Raw genomic sequence first — 16,799 nt, 5'->3', positions numbered from 1 at the left:
CGGCGGCCTGCGGTTTACTCCCAGTTGCCGATGTCGTCCTCGGTGCCGGCGGTCTTGTCGCGGCCCTTCGAGAACAGGTCGTAGAGGTTCTTGTTGTGGGTGCCCGGGTAGCGGTATTCGTAGGGCTGCTGCCACGGGTCGAGCGGCACATTGCCATTCTTGGATTCGTAATAGGGTCCACGCCAGCGCGTCGCGTTCTGCGGCTTGGTGATCAGCGCCTGCAATCCCTGGGCGGTCGACGGGTAGTCACCGTTGTCGATGCGGTAGGCCGTGAGCGGCGAGGCCAGGGTCGAATTCACAAACAAGCTGGCAGCGGATTCTTCACCCCGGGTGAGGTCGCCCGACACATTCTTCACCAGCACCGCGACGAGCAGCCCGAGGATGGCAAGCACCACCATGATCTCGAGCAGAGTGAAACCTTTGCGGGCCGCGTTCAGGGCGCGGGAAGAACGATCGGAGAAAGACATAAGGCAGGAATAAGAAGGGCTGGGGAAGGATGTCGAGACGCGCGTCGGGTTCGCGTATTCGTTACAGACGCGTCTCGCGTCCGGAGGTTTCCTCGCGCTCGCTGGTTCTTCGTGACGCCTGCAGATCCATTGCCCCCACCGCCGGCCGACTATGTCGCGCGCATGCCGCGGGTGGCGGAGGCCACGAATCTGGTTTCGGCCGGTCCCGATACCTTTGGCCGCGATGTCTTGCTCACGCCCACCGCGGCCGAAGCTTGGCGCGAGATGCAGCAAGCCGCGGCCCGCGAAGACCTTGAGTTGCTCCTGATCTCGGGTTTTCGCAGTGTCGCCTACCAGGCAGGGATCGTTCGTCGCAAACTGGCGACCGGGCAGTCGCTGGACGAGATCCTGCGCGTCAGCGCCCACCCCGGTCACAGCGAACATCACGCGGGGACCGCGATTGACCTGGGTTCACCGCACGCCGAGCACCTGAGTGAAGCGTTTGCGACCACCCCCGAATTTGAATGGTTGCGGCGTCACGCGCCCGCGTTCGGGTTTCGACTCTCCTATCCGCCGCACAACGCGGCCGGCATCGCCCACGAACCCTGGCACTGGAACTTGGATCAGTGAACCGACTCGGCCGGTTCCGGCCGGCGTTGGCGCTCGCTGGCCAGAGGGCCACCCGGCGGCCCCAGTCGCTCCATGCCAAGGATGATGCGCGCGCCGCGTTTGTAGGTCCAATACGCATAGATCCACTGCAGCAGGACAGAGATGCGGTTCTTGAGCCCAACGAGGAAAAACAGATGCAGCGCGAGCCACGCCATCCAGGCCGGCCATCCCGTCATTTTCAGTTTTCCGATCTTGGCCACGGCCGCCGATCGCCCGATTGTCGCCATCTCGCCCTTGTCGCGATAGGCAAAGGCATCGCGCAGCTCCGGCTCGCGCACCGTGCGCAGCTCCAGGTCGCGGGCGATCTGCCGAGCCACAAACGCCCCTCCTTGGATGGCGCCCTGCGCCACGCCGGGCACGCGGGTGCCATTGGCATCAGTGAGCGCCGCCAAATCGCCGACGGCAAAGATCTCGGGGTGCCCCGGCACGCTCAGATCAGGCTCAACCTGAATGCGCCCCGCGCGATCGCACTCCACCCCGAGCGACGAAGTCACCGGATTGGCGCCGACGCCGGCCGCCCACACGATATTACCCGCCCGCACCGTCTGGTCGGCGAAATCGACCTCACCATCGCGTATGGCCGTCACGCGCGTGCTGGTGTGAATCTCGACGCCCATGTCCTCGAGCCGTCGCCGGGCGTCGGCTGAGAGATCTTCGGGGAACTGTCCCAACAGCCGATCGCTACCCTCGACCAGAATGATGCGCGCCTGACGCGGATCGATGTGATCAAAATCTCGATACAACACGGTGCGCGCCAGTTCGGAGAAGGCCCCCGCCAGCTCCACGCCAGTCGGACCGCCGCCGACGACCACCGTGGTCATCAATTCACGGCGCCGCTGCTCATCCGGCTCGCGCTCCGCCCGTTCGTAGGCCAGCAGCAGATTGCGGCGCAGGCGCTGGGCGTCGTCGAGTGACTTGAGCCCTGGCGCATACTGTTCCCACTCGTCGTTGCCGAAGTAGGACGTGCGCCCGCCCAGCGCGATGACGAGGAAATCGTAGTCCAGCACCTCACCGTCGGCGAGTTCGATCCGACGCGCCGCCGCGTCGACTCCGCTCACCTCCGCCATCAGCACGTGCAGGTTTGGCTTGTCGCGCAGAATGGCCCGAATGGGTTGGGCGATGTCCGGGGCCGCCAAGCCGGCGGTCGCCACCTGATACAGGAGCGGCTGAAACAGGTGATGGTTCTGCCGGTCGACCACCGTCACCCGCGCCCGGTCGGACGGAAAGGTCTGCGCGAAGCTCAAGCCGCCGAAGCCGGCCCCGAGCACAACGACATGGGGAAGTTTGGAATCCTTGGTCGTGGACATGCGGCCACCCTAAGCTCACGCCGCTCCCGCCGCAAACGGGGCCGCGTGGTTTAGCCGCCGGCCAACGGTCCGGTCATGCGCGTGGGGTCCACCCAGGCGTCAAAGTCCGCCTCCGAAACCAAATCCAGTTTCGCGGCGGCCGCCTTCAAGGTGCTGCCGTCAGCGTGCGCCTGCTTCGCCACCCGCGCGGCCTTTTCGTATCCGATGTGTGGATTCAGCGCGGTCACCAACATGAGCGAGTTGCGCAGATGCTCGGCGATCCGAGGCAGGTTGGGTTCGAGACCGGCCACGCAGCGCTCGTCGAAACTGCGGCAGGCATCCGCCAGCAGATTGGCCGATTGCAGGAAGGCATCGATGATGACGGGTTTGAAGACATTGAGCTCAAACTGACCGCGGGCCCCCGCGAAGGTGATGGTGGTGTCGTTGCCCATCACCCGCGCGCAGACCATGGTGAGCGCCTCAACCTGAGTGGGGTTCACCTTGCCCGGCATGATGGATGAACCGGGTTCGTTGGCCGGCAGCGTGAGTTCACCGATGCCGCTTCGAGGCCCCGAGGCGAGGCGACGCAGGTCGTCGGCAATCTTGGTCAGCGCAACCGCAAGGCGTTTCAAGGCACCGTGCGCCCCCACCAGACCATCGTGCGCGGCGAGCGCGGCAAATTTGTTGGGCGCCGTCACAAACGGGTGGCCGGTGAGCTCCGCCAGGTGGCGCGCCACGGTCACGTCGTAGCCGATCGGCGCGTTCAGACCGGTGCCAACCGCGGTGCCACCGAGGCCGAGTTCGGCAAGGTCCGGCAAGGTCTGCCGCAAGGCGCGTTGGCCGCTCTCAAGCTGGGCGACGTAGCCGGAGAACTCCTGCCCGAGCGTGAGCGGCGTGGCGTCCATCCAGTGGGTGCGGCCGATCTTCACGACCTCGGCCATGGCCTCGGCGCGTTCGTGCAGCGACCGGGTGAGCTGCGCCACGGCCGGCAGCGTGCGCGTGACCACCACGTCGTAGGCCGCCAAGTGCATGGCGGTGGGAAAGGTGTCGTTCGACGACTGCGACTGGTTGACGTCGTCGTTGGGGTGAATGAAGCGCTCGCCCTCGCCGAGCCGCCCGCCGCGCAGGACGTGGGCGCGGTTGGCAATGACCTCGTTGCAGTTCATGTTGGACTGGGTGCCGGAGCCGGTCTGCCACACGACGAGGGGGAAATGGTCATCGAGCTCGCCGGCGATGATCTCATCGCAGACGCGGCCAATCAGCTCGGCTTTTTCCGCCGACAGCACGCCATGCGCGGCATTGGCGGTGGCCGCAGCTTTCTTCAGGCGACCGAAGGCACGAACGATTTCGACGGGCATGGAACCGGCGGGACCGATGGGGAAATTCTCGATCGAACGCTGAGTCTGGGCGCCCCAATACCGGTCGGCCGGCACAGCGATTTCACCCATGGTGTCCTTTTCGATGCGCGTATTCATAGCCACAAGGAGTGCCGGACTGGGCCGCAAGCAAGGCGCACCCCACAAAGGCTGGCCATCGGCGGCACTTCGCAGGATTTGTGAATCCTTGCGCACGCGGGATTTTCTGATCCCCGTTGCTTCTCGATTACCGTAATCTGCTCTTCGTTTCCGCCATGCCTACGCCGCCCTTTGTCTACCAGGACCCCTTCCCGCTCGGGGAGGATGAGACCGAATACCGTCTGCTCTCCACGGAGGGGATCAGCACCGCCGAGTTCGAAGGCCAGACGATCTTGAAGGTCGAGCCCTCGGCCCTCGCCTTCCTCGCCCAGCAGGCTTTCCACGATTGCTCCTTCATGCTGCGCCCGAAACACCTGCGGCAGGTCGCCGCCATCCTCGATGACCCGGAGGCTTCGGACAACGACCGCTACGTGGCGACCACCTTGCTCAAGAACGCCGAGATCGCCGCCCAAGGCATCCTGCCTTTCTGCCAGGACACTGGCACCGCCACCATCATGGGCAAGAAGGGCCAGAACGTCTGGACCGGCGCCGACGACGCCGAATGGCTCTCCAAAGGTGTTTACGAATGCTACACCAAGGAGAACCTGCGTTACTCGCAAACCGCGCCGCTTTCGATGTTCGAGGAAAAGAACACCGGCACCAACCTCCCCGCGCAGATCGACCTCTACGCCACGGCCGGCGCCGAATACAAATTCCTCTTCGTCGCCAAGGGCGGCGGTTCGGCCAACAAGACCTTCCTCTTCCAGCAGACCCGCGCGCTGCTCAACCCGAAGAGCCTCGAAACCTTCCTCGTCGAAAAGATGAAGACCCTGGGCACGGCCGCCTGCCCGCCCTACCACCTCACGTTTGTCATCGGCGGCACCAGCGCCGAGGCCTGCCTGAAGACGGTCAAACTCGCCTCGACCAAATACCTCGACGCCCTGCCCACCAGCGGCAACGACAAGGGCCAGGCCTTCCGCGACCTCGAACTCGAGGAGAAGGTGCTCAAGCTCGCGCAGAGCACCGGCATCGGCGCCCAGTTTGGCGGCAAATACTTCGCCCTCGACGTCCGCATCGTGCGCCTCCCGCGCCACGGCGCATCCTGCCCGGTCGGCATCGGCGTGTCCTGCAGCGCCGACCGCAACATCAAGGCCAAGATCAACCGCGACGGCATTTGGCTGGAGCAGATGGAGACCGATCCGGGTCAGCTCATCCCCGAGTCCATGCGCACGCTCAAGCAGGAGAACGTCGTCACCATCGATCTCAACCAGCCGATGGCCGACATCCTCGCCGAACTCAGCAAGCACCCGGTTACCACCCGCGTGTTGCTCAACGGCCCGATGATCGTCGCCCGCGACATCGCCCACGCGAAGCTCAGGGAGCGCATCGATGCCGGTGAAGGGCTGCCCGACTACATCAAGAATCATCCAGTCTACTACGCCGGTCCGGCCAAGACGCCGGTGGGTTACGCGTCGGGTAGCTTCGGTCCGACCACCGCCGGCCGCATGGACAGCTACGTCGACCTCTTCCAAGCCAACGGCGGTTCCATGATCATGCTGGCCAAAGGCAACCGTTCCCAGGCCGTGACCGACGCCTGCAAGAAGCACGGCGGTTTCTACCTCGGCTCGATCGGCGGTCCGGCCGCGATCCTCGCCAAGGAAAGCATCCGCAAGGTCGAGGTGTTGGAGTATCCCGAGCTCGGCATGGAAGCGGTGTGGAAGATCGACGTGGAAAACTTCCCGGCCTTCATCCTCGTCGACGACAAGGGCAACGACTTCTTCGTCAACGGCTGCAGCGCCTGCGTGCCGGGCAAGTGAACGGTCGCGGCTCACCGCCACTCAATCCGACGAAAAAGCGGGCACCAATCAGGTGCCCGCTTTTGTATTGGATCATCAACTACGACGACCGAAACCTACTCCGGCTTGGTGTAGGTTTCGAAGGTGGGGTCCTGCGCCGCCATTTCGAGAAAGACATCCAGCGGCACGATCTCGAAAGCCGGTCCCAGCTGATCGAGGATGGATTTCACGCGGGTGATGTCGCTCCACTGCCGCACGTGCATGAGCAGGAAATAGGGCCGCACGTCGTTGATCGCCGCCAGCTCACGCAGATCGGCCACCACTTCCCGCTCCGAGCGATCGGGTGACATGTAATAGTCGTAGGAAAGCAGCGCGCGTCCGTCCTGATGCGTGAAGGTGTAGGCCGGCGCGTAGCCGTTGATGAAGCCGACCGCATCCGGCAGTCCCTTGAAGTAGGCATCGATGACCGACTGGGGCAGGTCCGGGTTGCCCTCGATCGACGCGCCTTCGGAGTAGTCCATGAACTCGAACACACTCAGGTCCAATTTCTCCATGATGTCGCGCGACATGGCGATCACCTGGTCACGATACTGCGGTGGAATCGCCTTGGCATACATGTAACCCGGGCCGGACAGGCCCGCGATGAAGAGGTCGTTGTCCGTCGCCTGATCGTAGAACATCTCCAACACCGAGGGACTCATCCACAACCAGTTGGGGGTCACCTGCCAGGCGTAGGGAATGCTGCCGCGGCCGGGACGCGTCCAGGCGCCGATGCCCAGCGAGTCGGTCTGCACCGCCGCGAGGTAGATTTTCTTTTCCGGCAACCGCGGTTCGCCCGGGATCAGGTTGTGGCGGTTGCGGAATTTGAATCCCGGCGTGAGCGGCACGAGGGTGTTGAAACTTGTGTTGGGCAGCGTGTGCAGGCCGGAAACGCGGATGGCGTAGGACGAGGCCAGCTTCACGTGATCGCGCTCCTTGTCCTTGCCGTAGGAGTGCCAGCCGAAGCACATCGCCAGCGGGTTGAGCTCGCTCATCAACTTGTCGGCGAGCGCATATTCTTCCGCCCACTTCGGGTTGTTGGCGTCGGTGGACAGATCGGTGAAGAAACAACGATGCACCATGCCGAAGTCGGCCACGCCGGGGCGCATCCGCCGCCCCGCATCACCGCCCATCCAAACGATGGCGTCCTTGTTGCAGCGGTCCCAGTAGGCGTCGTAGGCCCACGCGTAAATTTCCACGTCCTTCATCCCAGTGAAACGCCCACGGAAGTCTTCGATCTGCTCGAGCCCGAGTTCCTCCATCAACGGAATGAACTCTTCCGAGACCACGATCGCGTTCTCCAGACCGGCGAGGGTAAACGACACGATGAGCGAGGTGCGCACCTCTTTGTCCCAGACAATGTAGCGTGTCGCCTCGGCTTTGAAGGTGGTGAGCGCCTGCCTGAAGGTCTTCAGCGTTTTGAAGGAGAACGCCTTCTTTTGCTGGTAGTAGTCCTTGATCTCACCGGTGAAACGGAAGTCCCACTGCGGCCCGTAGAGGAAATAGAGCTGCGGCTTCTCGCGGTTCACCACGCCTTGCAGCGTGATCAGCGCGGCCTGCTCCGGCAGGTCCTCGTCGAGGCCCCAGTCGTCGCTCATCGCCATGACATAGGCGTCGCGCCACCCCTCGCGTTTGAACCGGAAGATCAGGGGATCATCCGCCGGCCGCGTCGGCCGCTGCAGAGTCCAGGTCAGGATGGTCGCATCCGTATTGAGCTCGAAGCTGGAATGAATCCGAAAGTCGTGACGCCCTTGCGAGGAGAGCACGGGTTCGGTCACGTCCAAGGTGAAGGAGCGGAAGGGCTCGCCCCACCGCGCGATGACCCGGCTGGTGCCGCCGACCTCGCGTCGCAGTCCCATGAATACATTGGTCGGGAACACCTTGTGCACGATCGGCACGGCGTTGACCGTGCCGTCCAGCCTGAGGTCAAGCAGCTCTTCCTGAAAGCGCCCCGTGCCCCAACGTCGGTTGATCACCAGGTGGTCGGCCGAGACCTCCCGAAAGTCGAGCGACACGCCGTCAAAGACGTCGATCGCACTGCTCTGCTCCGGGATCGGGACCCACCTGCCCTGCAGGTCGGCCGCTTGGGGTTCGGCTCGCAGCAGGCCGGCCATCGTCAACAGGACGAAGAGGCCAAAGCCACGCGCGACCGTCGAAACGGGGGAATGAATTTTCATGGCGGCGTATTGGGTCTTTCACTACACCAGACGGGTGCGGCGGCACCGCCAGGTGCAGAAAAACGATTCATACGCCTCGTGGCGGCGGGAGGCCAAGGCCTTTCCCGCCCCGACGAAACTTTCATCTATTTCATCATCAAGTCGTGCCAGTAGAGGCTGATCCCATCCATGATCATTTGCACGGCGACAAGGATGAGCAGCATGCCCATGAGCTTTTCCGCTGCGCGCATGCCACGCGAACCAAGCAGCCGCGCGATGCGTTCGCCAGCCACCAATATGGCTGCGCTCACGGCGGAAGCCACCGACACCGCGAGGATCCATTCCGGCAGCCGGCCGGGCTCCTTGCTGGCGAGCAGCAGCAGGAAGGCGATGCCGCTGGGGCCGGCAATCATGGGCGTCGCGATCGGCACGATGAAGGGCTCGTCGTCACCGTCGGTGCCGAACTGCACGGCGCGATTGGGAAACACCATGCCGATGGCAATGAGGAAGAGCAGAATGCCGCCAGCGAGGCTGAGCGAGGATTGCTGGAGCCCCAAAAAGGACAACAGCTGCGCGCCCACCAGCAGGAAGGTCATCAGGATCCCGTAGGCGATCGCGACCTCCCGGATCAGCACCCGTTTTCGACGCTCGGCCGGCACCCGCGACAGGATGGCGTTGAAGATCACGATATTCCCGAACGGATCGAGAATCAGCAGCAAGGTCGCTGCAGCGGTAAATAATGTCATGCCAACACGGTGGACCGCTGCCTCAACAGCGCCAAGCTCAGTGAAAGTAATCCGCCCCGCGGCCCCTATTCGCCCATCACCGTGACCACCAGTTTGCGCCGATGGGACGCGCAGCGATGTTCCCAGAGGAAGATGCCCTGCCAGGTGCCCAGCAGGAGCCGCGCGTCGTTGAAGGGCACGACTTCCGCGGTGCGGGTGAGGGCCATCTTGATGTGGCTCGGCATGTCATCCGCGCCTTCGTAGGTGTGCGTGAAGTCAGGATCATCCTCCGGCACCAGTCGGTTGAGCCAACGCTCCAGATCGCGCCGGGCCGAGGGGTCAGCGTTTTCCATGATGACGAGGCTGCAGCTGGTGTGCTGGCAAAATACCGTCACCGTGCCGACGCGAAGCCCACTGCGTTGAACCACCCGCGCCACCTCGGCAGTGACCTCGGTGGTGCCCTGCCCGCGGGTGCTGACACTGAAACTTTCCTGCACAACGGCCATGCGCGACACTGAAACGGGTGGATGGCGCGCGACAATCCCCGAACCGGCCCCAAACCAAAACCCCGCCACGTCAGGCGGGGTTCGGGATCAACGAAAAGAGTGGGAGCCGAGCTTTAGAACTTAAGCGTCAGGCGATCGCCTCCGGCGGTGAGACGGCGGACGGAATCGTAGAGCAGGTCGTCGCTCAGGCGGCTGGCGATGCGCGAATGGACATCGGGCGCATCCGCGGCGTCGCCATCCTGGTTAAGCCTGGAACCAACCGGCTGGTAGGCGAACAGCGGCTCGCGAGCGGACCCCGTGGCAATCGCGACAGCGGCCAGCGGCTCGGCTTGCGGCATATCGGCCGTGAGATTGATCGTCGGCTCACCCGGCATGCGCACGATCTCGGGTTGCTCCGCACGCACGGCAGCCAAATTGGCGGCAATGGATCGGGCAGAGGGTGACGGTTCGGCGACCGCGACTTCCATTTGCCCCGCGGAAACACCGGCCCAGACCATCATCGGCGAGAGCGGGACGGACTGTGATGGGGTCGCAGCGACGTGGGCAACGGCCTCCTGCGCCCGAACGTCGGCGTTGATCACCGGTCGGTCTGCGACCTCGGAAGAGGGGCTGGTGGAACGCTCCGCTGGAACATCGACGGCAAACTGCACCGGGTCGGTGTCGGCAACGACCGGACTCGTGGGCGCAAAGGCCACCTCGAGACCCGGTTCGCGGTATTCGCGGAAAGACAGGAAAGTCACCGCCAAGACGGCGGCGGCGCCCATCGGCATCTGGTAGCGCGACAGGTTGGCAAAAACGCGGGGCAGGACAAACCACCAACGCTTGGGCTCGATGGCGGCGGCACGCTGACGGACATGGAACTCCCGTTGGAAGTCGTCCCAAAATTCCTGCGAGGGCCGCTCCGCGCGTTTGAGGGCAAAGAGGTCATCCAGGGAGGGTTGGCGTTTCTCGGGGGGCAGCTTCATGGGCGCAAGTAGGACTGGAGTTCTGCTTGTAGAATCTGTTTGGCGTAATGCAGACGTGAACGCACGGTGCCGACCGAACAGCCCACCACCTCGGCGATCTGTTCGTGGCTTAACCCGTCGATTTCAAACAAAGTCACCACAGTGCGATGCTTGATAGACAATTTCTGCATCGCCTCGTTCAATTTTTCCTGAAGTTCGCGGACGTAGACTTCCTTGTCGGCGCCATCCTTGTCGGTGAGCTGAGCCAGGACTTCCGTGGTCTTGTCGTCCTCGGTGATCTTTTCAAAACTGAAGAACGTGCGTAACTTATTCTTACGCAAATGGCTAAGTGTCGAATTGACCGCGATTCGGTAAAGCCAGGTAAAGAAAGAGGACTGCCCTTGGAAACGGTTGATCGACTGGAAGGCCTTGATGAAGGCGTCCTGGGTAAGGTCTGCCGCATCTTCGCGGTTGGAGGTCATGTTATAGACCACGCCGTAAACCCGTTCCCGATAGCGCAGGACCAACTGGTCAAACGCCGCCACGTTTCCCGCCTGCACGTCCTGCACGATCGTCCAGTCACTGTCGGCCTCTTGGCGACGCTCCTCGGAGCTCACCAGGGACTTTCCCAGGACTTTTGTGGCGACGGACATACGCCTTTCAGGATGGATTTGCTGCCCGGGTCGCGCAACCGGAAAGATTGGAATGTGCCCGCCGCCCCACTTGCGCCGGTTCACGCCGAACGGCGGTCACATGCCGCCCCGCAACACGTCCACCTGCGAGCGCAGGGTCGTGCCGAGCGCGAGCAAGCGCGGCACCGGCGGCAAGTCCGCGTGAATGGCCAAGGCGGTCTCGCCGATCTTCAACTGCCGTTCGATCTCCCGATCCACTCGATCAAATATGTCATACTCACGCATCTGCGCGAGGCGATGGGCCATATCCGGTTCGGCTTGCCCCGTGATTTCGCGAATCAATTCGGCCCGCTCATGCTCGGGCAGCGCATCCTGCAGCTCCAACAGCGGCAGGGTAAGTTTGCCGCTCACCAAATCGGTGCCCAGCGTTTTGCCGATACGACGCTCTTCCCCAAAAAAATCGGCCAGATCGTCATAAATCTGGTAGGCAATGCCAAGTTGGCGCCCGTAGGTGGCGGCGGCGGTGACGAAGGCATCATCATACTCCGCCAAGCGGGCGCCCAGCCGACAGGACACGCGAAAAAGCTCGGCCGTCTTGAGATCGATCACGCGGTCATAATCGGCGCGGGAAATCGCTGTCGTGCCGCGCCGCATGGTTTGGATGATCTCGCCGGCGCACACCCGGCGGGTCGCAGCGCCGACTTCCGAACACACCTCGGTGGTGGGGAACTGGGCGGCCAGATGCAGGGCATGAGCGAAGAGGGCATCTCCCAGCAGCACCGCCGCCTCCGGACCAAAACTCCGGGTCGCCGTTTCGCGCCCGCGGCGGATATCGGCTTCATCCATGATGTCGTCATGCACCAGGGTGGCCAGGTGCACGAGTTCGACCACCGCCGCGACCTTTACCAAGGCAGGCGAAACACGTTCGTCCCGCCACCCGCTAAGGAACACCAGCGAGGGCCGAATACGTTTACCCGACGTATCGATGCAATAATCGGCCAAGTCCCGAATCTCCGGCTCAAACGCCTCGACCTGTTCGCGCAGGCAAGCGTCGAGCGCTTTGACGTGCGGACCGAGGCGCTGGAAAACCGACGCAAAATCAAGCGCGGCCGGGACAGCGGAGATCGATGACGACGTGGAACTCATGGCTTCGCCGACACCCAAAGCCCGATCGAAGGATTTGGCTAATCAATAGTCGCGGAATAAGATCGCCTTCCCCGGGCGGCCTTCCGTGCTTAAGGACCCGGTCCCCCCACGATCGGTCAACTCGTTCGCCGCCCCATGTCTAACTCACCTTGGCTCACCCTGGCTTTGATCGCGGGTGGCGCGTATTTCACGTGGCTTTGGGTGCAGGACTTTCGGGCCGCCCGAGCCGGCAAGCCCGTCGCCGGTGCCCTGCCCGGCGCAAGCGCCAGCTCTCGCGCGGCCATCGCCATCGCGGCGATCGGCGGGGGAGTCATTGTGGCGGCCGAGACCTGGGGCGAACTGGCGCTCGGGATCGCCGCAGAACAGTCCGAGGTCACGGTTCTCTTCTGCGTCTATACCTTGGTCGCCGCGGTGATTGAGGAGATCATTTTCCGCGGGTTCATCGTGCCGGCGGAATCACGGGGGCGAATGACGCTGGTGGGCGGGATCCTCGGCGCTTCGATCCTTTTCGCCTTGGCCCACCCCTTTCTCTGGTCGTGGGGTGATGACGGCCTCACGCTGCACTTCACCGCAAAGGCGTGGTTCAGCACCGGCGCGGTCTTCGTGAGTTCACTGTGGTTCTATTTCGTGCGCTTCATGCCCGCGAACCCAACCCGTTCCCTCCTCCCCTGCTTCGCCGCCCACGGGGCGAAGAATCTGGCCGTGATCCTTGTGAAAGCCGCCCAAGGGTTTGTGGTGGGCTGGTGGTGATTCCGCCAAAGAAAAACCCTCCGAGGTCGGCGAGCGACAACGGAGGGTCAGAGCTTTATCGAGCGGATGCTCCGCACCGGGAACTCACGGCACTTCGTAGACTTCAACGATTGCCACACCCGTGCTGCCGTCACCGCTGGTGACGAGCGCCGAGTAGGATCCCGGCGGCAAGGTGATCAGCAGAACGGCGTCCTTGCTGCCGGAGGGGATGGCGAAGGCGCCAATTTCGGCGGAAACCTGGGCGACCTTGGCGGGATCGTTGCCGATCTCCCAATCGTTGTTCTCGCGAACCGTGACTTTGTCCGACTGGCGCACGATGCGCAGGATCGGGTCGCTGAGCGGGTTGCTCACGCCGAAGTCGGCCAAGGTCGGGCCCACCGCCCGCACCAGCACGCGCTTGGGCGTGGTGCCGTTGATGTTCACGCCCGCGATGAGGGTCTTGTCACCGGAGCCAACTTCTCCCCGCGTGGAGAGATTGAGCACCTTCTGCGCGGAGAACGGCGACTGGTTATCCACATCGTAGATTTCGACCAAACCCACACCACTGGCGTTGCCCACGCCCGAGACCACCGTGGAGTAAAGTCCCGGCGAAAGGGTCGCGACGAGCGCGGCGTCTTTGCTGCCACTTGGCAGCGTGAACGCGCCGACGGCAGTCGAAGCGGCCGGCACTCCGCCAGCGGTGCCCCAATTGTCATTGGCAGCGATCACCGCCCCGTTGTGGTAGAGTTCGAGTTGGGGATCGGAAACCTCACCGGTCACGCCATAGTCGCCGAGGGTCGGACCAATGGCGCGAATGAGCAACTGCTTCGGGGTCGAGCCGTTGATGACAAAACCGCCGACCAAAACGCTGCCGCCGGACCCAACGAAACCGCGGGTGGACAGGTTGCGCAGGAATCCGTCAGCCGCCGGGGTCGGGGTGCTGGCCGCGCCCGTGAGGGCGCCTGCAGCCGGTGAGCCGCTCAGGCTACCCGTGAGGAATCCGGTGACCGGATCGATGCTGCCCGAGAGCGTGCCACCGCGCACCGTGCCGAGCGTAAAGTCGCCCTCACTGGTCAGGCTGCCGGGCAGACTCACGTCTTCGTTGGTGCCGTTGCGGATGTAGAAGGTGACGGTGGCATCCGAGGCCACCAAGGCCACCAGCTCACTGTCGGTGGAACCCGTGAGACTGCCATAAACGACGCCGGTGGGTCCGGCATAACCGGCGGAAGCGCCGGTCTTGAGCGCGCCGCTGAAGGTCGCTGACGCAGAGCCCGCGGTGAAGTTGCCATAGGCCGCCGCACCATCGGCACTGCCGGAGATGCGGGTCGCACCGTCCTCGACGAGACTGAAGTCGCCGCCCGACGAAATCGACGTGCTCACGTAGTGGTAAATGCGCGGAGTGATGCCCAGATTGGAGGCCGAAACCGCATCGGTGTAACCGATGAAGATGACGCCGCGGTCACCGAGACGGGCCAGCGTAAAATTACCCGACTCAAAACCGGCGATGAAGATGCCGCTGTAAAGCGAGTCGGCTTCGCTGGCGTCGAGCACCGCGACCGTGATCTCGTTGGACGAGGCGGAGAGACCGCCGTTGTCGGTCGCGGTGGCCTGCAGGCGATAGAGGCCCGTGGAGTTGGGCGTCCACGTCGCGGAAAAAGGACCGGCGGTGTCCGCGCCGATCGGAGTGCCATTGGCGTAGAACTGGACCTGGGCGATGGAGCCACCGCTGTCGCTCGCCGAGGCCTGCAGTTCCACCGAATTACCGAGCAGAACCGTCGATCCGTTCCCCGGGAAATCGAGACTGACGGTGGGCGAACCGTTGGCGGCGACGGTGACCACGGTCGGGATCGAGTTGGTGATATTGCCGGAATTGTCGATCGCACGAGCCACGACCGAATAGGAGCCGGAGCCGCTGGGCGTCCATTGCGCGGTGTAGGGCACGGTGGGAGACGAAGCGACGATGATTCCATTCACCAAAAACACCACCGAGGCGACGGTGCCATCCGCATCGGCAGCATTGGCGGAGAGCGTCACCGGCGTGCCTTGACGAACACTGGTCGCAGACGTGGGCGAGATCAGCGAAACCGTCGGCGCACCGTTGGAGACGACCGCAACGGTGACCGCCGCACTGGTGGTCTGATTGCCGGAGCCATCCGTCGCCACCGCATACAGGGTGTAAGTGCCGGAGGAGGACGGCGTCCACGTGCCGATGAAGGGCTCAGCGAGATCAGGCCCGCCGAGCGGCTTGCCGTCCAAGTAGATTTGCACGCTGGCGATCTGGCCGTCCGGATCGGACGCCGTGGCGGCAACGGTCACGGGGTTGCCCGCGATGATCGAATCACCGGATACCGGCGTCGTGATTGCAACCGAGGGCGGAGAACTGCTGGAGTCCGCCGCGGTGACCGATATGGCGGTGCTGTTGGCCTGATTGCCGGAGTTGTCGGTCGCACGCGCCGAGATCGAATACACGCCCGGCGAAGCCGGCGTCCATTCGAAGACATAGGGCGCGGTGGCGTCTGCCGCCCCAAGCGGCGACCCATCAACAAAAACCGATACACTCTGAATCGAGCCATCGGAATCGGTGGCATTGATGATGATCGAGGCCGCGACGCCAACCTGCACCGATGCGCCATTGCTCGGCGAGCTCACGGAAACGGAAGGCGGTGTGCCCGAGGGGTCCACCACGCTTACATTCACCGCGGTGCTGGCGACAATGTTGCCATCGTTGTCCGTGGCGCGGGCTTCGATCGCAAAGCTGGCGACCGAGCTTGGCGTCCACTCGGCGGCATAAGGATAGGTGTCGTCGGTGCCGACCAAGGTATTGTTGGCGTAGAACTGCACCTTGGTGACGTTGCCATCGCTGTCCGAAGCGTTGGCCGTGAGCAACAGGCTGGTGTTCACCGTGTGCTGGAAACCATTGGCCGGCGAGGAAACCGAAACCGTGGGCGGATTGCCCACGACGCCACCGCCGCCACTGCCACCACTGCCCTGCACGATCACTCCCACCGAACCGGAAGTGGTCGAAAGCCCGCGATCATCGAAGGCCACCGCGGTCACCGCAACGGGGTCGCCGCCAGAGGAGGTGGCGGGAATCCAGGTGATCGAATAGGTAGGGCCGGTGGATTCACCGATGTATTCACCGTCAGCGTAGAATTCCACCCGCGTCACCGCGCCATCGCTGTCCGAGGCCGAGGCCTGCAAGGTCACCGTGGCCCCCGCCGAGGTCACAAAACCATCGGACGGTGAGGTGATGGAAACTGCCGGAGGGGCGGAGATCGTCACGGTGCTCACCGGGGAAGCGACGACGTTGTTCTTATCGTCGTAAGCCAGCGAGCTGATGCGGTATTGGCCAACCGCAACCGGCGTCCAATCCGCCGTGTAAGGAAAGGTGAGATCGGTGGCGAACAACACACCGTCGACGTAAATTTCCACCCGTTCGATGCGACCGTCCGCGTCATTGGCCGTCACCGTGATGCCGATTGGCGCGGAGGGCACCGCAATGACCGATCCATCACCCGGCGCCGCAATGGTCACCGTTGGCACCGCCCCGATCGCGTTGGTCATGGTGATCGGCACGTTGGAACTGGTCAGGGTGCCGCTATTGCTGTCGGTTGCGACCACATTGATGTTCACGGTCGCGCCGGCCGCCGCACTGGGTGTGTAGTTTAGCGAATACGGCGCGGTGGAATCGGTGCCGATGGACACGCCGTCCGCGAAAAATTCGATCTGCCCCACGGCTCCCTGCGCCGGGGTGGCATCAGCCTTGATGGTGACCGAAGATCCGACCGGCACCAGCGTGCCGGGCAAGGGGCTGGTGATGGTGGCTCCGGTCGCAAAGTAGCGAATTGTCGGCGAAGTCACCGTCGTGGCGCCATCGGTAGCGGTCACGGTCAGATAATAAACACCCGGGCGAGGTGGAATCCAACCCGCGGTATCAGTCGCAACCGGGCCGGTGGAAACGCCAATGCCTTCGCCGTTGACGAAGAACGAGTAGGTGAAGCTCTCGGTGGTGAACGTGCCTTCCGCTACGGCGGTGAATTCCACGCGCTGATTGGCGGGTCCAAAAGCCTCATTCGGCGGATTGAAGACCGTGTCGACAGTGCCGTTATCATCGGTATCGACCGCCACTTGCGTGATATCGACTCGCAGCACGGCGGATTCCTGCGCGGCCGTGCGGAGGGCGAATCCACCCAGCAGGGCGAGGGCGAGAACGCCGCCGGCCAGTCGTTTGAGGAGGACGTTCATGGCTGGTCCTTTCAATAGGTGATTCA

13 protein-coding genes are annotated in these 16,799 nt (G+C 63.5%); 3 read left to right on the top strand and 10 right to left on the bottom strand.

Translation table 11 applies throughout. The features are described from left to right. Positions 1-14: 14 nt before the first annotated feature. On the bottom strand, positions 15-467 hold the full coding sequence (gene gspG, locus AC0MRV_RS10795) for a type II secretion system major pseudopilin GspG (protein WP_472764476.1): 453 nt from the start codon (positions 465-467) through the stop codon (positions 15-17). A gap of 111 nt (positions 468-578) precedes the next feature. Between gspG and AC0MRV_RS10790 the strand changes: the two genes are divergently transcribed. After that, positions 579-1,076 carry a M15 family metallopeptidase gene (locus tag AC0MRV_RS10790; RefSeq protein WP_472764475.1) on the top strand — a complete coding sequence of 166 codons (498 nt, stop codon included), beginning with the start codon at positions 579-581 and terminating at the stop codon, positions 1,074-1,076. On the opposite strand, the gene AC0MRV_RS10785 is transcribed toward AC0MRV_RS10790, so the two are convergent. After that, positions 1,070-2,422 carry an NAD(P)/FAD-dependent oxidoreductase gene (locus AC0MRV_RS10785; RefSeq protein ID WP_472764474.1) on the bottom strand — a complete coding sequence of 451 codons (1,353 nt, stop codon included), beginning with the start codon at positions 2,420-2,422 and terminating at the stop codon, positions 1,070-1,072. The genes AC0MRV_RS10790 and AC0MRV_RS10785 overlap by 7 nt on opposite strands. A 50-nt stretch (positions 2,423-2,472) precedes the next feature. Next, the gene (fumC, locus tag AC0MRV_RS10780; protein ID WP_472764473.1) at positions 2,473-3,876 is read right to left on the bottom strand and encodes a class II fumarate hydratase; all 1,404 of its coding nucleotides are present in this window, start codon (positions 3,874-3,876) and stop codon (positions 2,473-2,475) included. A gap of 155 nt (positions 3,877-4,031) precedes the next feature. Between fumC and AC0MRV_RS10775 the strand changes: the two genes are divergently transcribed. Next, a complete protein-coding gene (locus tag AC0MRV_RS10775) occupies positions 4,032-5,672 on the top strand; it encodes a fumarate hydratase (RefSeq protein ID WP_472764472.1) in 1,641 nt (546 codons plus the stop codon). 95 nt (positions 5,673-5,767) lie between these two features. Here the strand turns inward: AC0MRV_RS10775 and AC0MRV_RS10770 are convergent, their stop codons facing one another. From AC0MRV_RS10770 to AC0MRV_RS10745, 6 genes are all read right to left on the bottom strand, one after another. Further along, positions 5,768-7,867, bottom strand: coding sequence for a GxGYxYP domain-containing protein (locus tag AC0MRV_RS10770; RefSeq protein WP_472764471.1), 2,100 nt, complete (start codon positions 7,865-7,867; stop codon positions 5,768-5,770). Between the two features lie 125 nt (positions 7,868-7,992). Next, complete coding sequence (locus tag AC0MRV_RS10765; RefSeq protein WP_472764470.1) at positions 7,993-8,592, bottom strand: MarC family protein; 600 nt, start codon at positions 8,590-8,592, stop codon at positions 7,993-7,995. A gap of 65 nt (positions 8,593-8,657) precedes the next feature. Beyond that, positions 8,658-9,077: a secondary thiamine-phosphate synthase enzyme YjbQ gene (locus tag AC0MRV_RS10760; protein ID WP_472764469.1), complete on the bottom strand. Its 420-nt coding sequence runs from the start codon at positions 9,075-9,077 to the stop codon at positions 8,658-8,660. A gap of 113 nt (positions 9,078-9,190) precedes the next feature. Then, positions 9,191-10,042, bottom strand: coding sequence for a hypothetical protein (locus AC0MRV_RS10755; RefSeq protein ID WP_472764468.1), 852 nt, complete (start codon positions 10,040-10,042; stop codon positions 9,191-9,193). Then, positions 10,039-10,758: a sigma-70 family RNA polymerase sigma factor gene (locus AC0MRV_RS10750; RefSeq protein WP_472764467.1), complete on the bottom strand. Its 720-nt coding sequence runs from the start codon at positions 10,756-10,758 to the stop codon at positions 10,039-10,041. Before AC0MRV_RS10750 ends, AC0MRV_RS10755 begins: the two co-directional genes overlap by 4 nt. Positions 10,759-10,770: 12 nt before the next feature. Next, positions 10,771-11,799, bottom strand: a complete 1,029-nt coding sequence (locus AC0MRV_RS10745; RefSeq protein WP_472764466.1) for a polyprenyl synthetase family protein — start codon at positions 11,797-11,799, stop codon at positions 10,771-10,773. 135 nt (positions 11,800-11,934) lie between these two features. Here AC0MRV_RS10745 and AC0MRV_RS10740 point away from each other — a divergent pair, with 135 nt between their 5' ends. Continuing rightward, the gene (locus AC0MRV_RS10740) at positions 11,935-12,549 is read left to right on the top strand and encodes a CPBP family glutamic-type intramembrane protease (RefSeq protein WP_472764465.1); all 615 of its coding nucleotides are present in this window, start codon (positions 11,935-11,937) and stop codon (positions 12,547-12,549) included. A gap of 84 nt (positions 12,550-12,633) precedes the next feature. On the opposite strand, the gene AC0MRV_RS10735 is transcribed toward AC0MRV_RS10740, so the two are convergent. After that, complete coding sequence (locus AC0MRV_RS10735) at positions 12,634-16,773, bottom strand: beta strand repeat-containing protein (protein WP_472764464.1); 4,140 nt, start codon at positions 16,771-16,773, stop codon at positions 12,634-12,636. Positions 16,774-16,799: the final 26 nt, after the last annotated feature.

The sequence above is a fragment of the Actomonas spartinae genome (assembly GCF_051209155.1).
In the GTDB taxonomy this organism is placed as follows: Bacteria; Verrucomicrobiota; Verrucomicrobiia; order Opitutales; family Opitutaceae; genus Actomonas.
The sequence above is the reverse complement of the archived record's forward strand: the minus strand, read 5'-3'. Positions and strand labels throughout refer to the sequence as shown.

Bases quoted from the DNA above. Each gene is read 5' to 3' on its own strand.
- fumC (WP_472764473.1), bottom strand. From the start codon at position 3,876: ATGAATACGCGCATCGAAAAGGACACCATGGGTGAAATCGCTGTGCCG.
- AC0MRV_RS10740 (WP_472764465.1), top strand. From the start codon at position 11,935: ATGTCTAACTCACCTTGGCTCACCCTGGCTTTGATCGCGGGTGGCGCG.
- AC0MRV_RS10760 (WP_472764469.1), bottom strand. From the start codon at position 9,077: ATGGCCGTTGTGCAGGAAAGTTTCAGTGTCAGCACCCGCGGGCAGGGC.
- AC0MRV_RS10755 (WP_472764468.1), bottom strand. From the start codon at position 10,042: ATGAAGCTGCCCCCCGAGAAACGCCAACCCTCCCTGGATGACCTCTTT.
- AC0MRV_RS10745 (WP_472764466.1), bottom strand. From the start codon at position 11,799: ATGAGTTCCACGTCGTCATCGATCTCCGCTGTCCCGGCCGCGCTTGAT.
- AC0MRV_RS10775 (WP_472764472.1), top strand. From the start codon at position 4,032: ATGCCTACGCCGCCCTTTGTCTACCAGGACCCCTTCCCGCTCGGGGAG.
- AC0MRV_RS10770 (WP_472764471.1), bottom strand. From the start codon at position 7,867: ATGAAAATTCATTCCCCCGTTTCGACGGTCGCGCGTGGCTTTGGCCTC.
- AC0MRV_RS10765 (WP_472764470.1), bottom strand. From the start codon at position 8,592: ATGACATTATTTACCGCTGCAGCGACCTTGCTGCTGATTCTCGATCCG.
- AC0MRV_RS10785 (WP_472764474.1), bottom strand. From the start codon at position 2,422: ATGTCCACGACCAAGGATTCCAAACTTCCCCATGTCGTTGTGCTCGGG.
- AC0MRV_RS10735 (WP_472764464.1), bottom strand. From the start codon at position 16,773: ATGAACGTCCTCCTCAAACGACTGGCCGGCGGCGTTCTCGCCCTCGCC.
- gspG (WP_472764476.1), bottom strand. From the start codon at position 467: ATGTCTTTCTCCGATCGTTCTTCCCGCGCCCTGAACGCGGCCCGCAAA.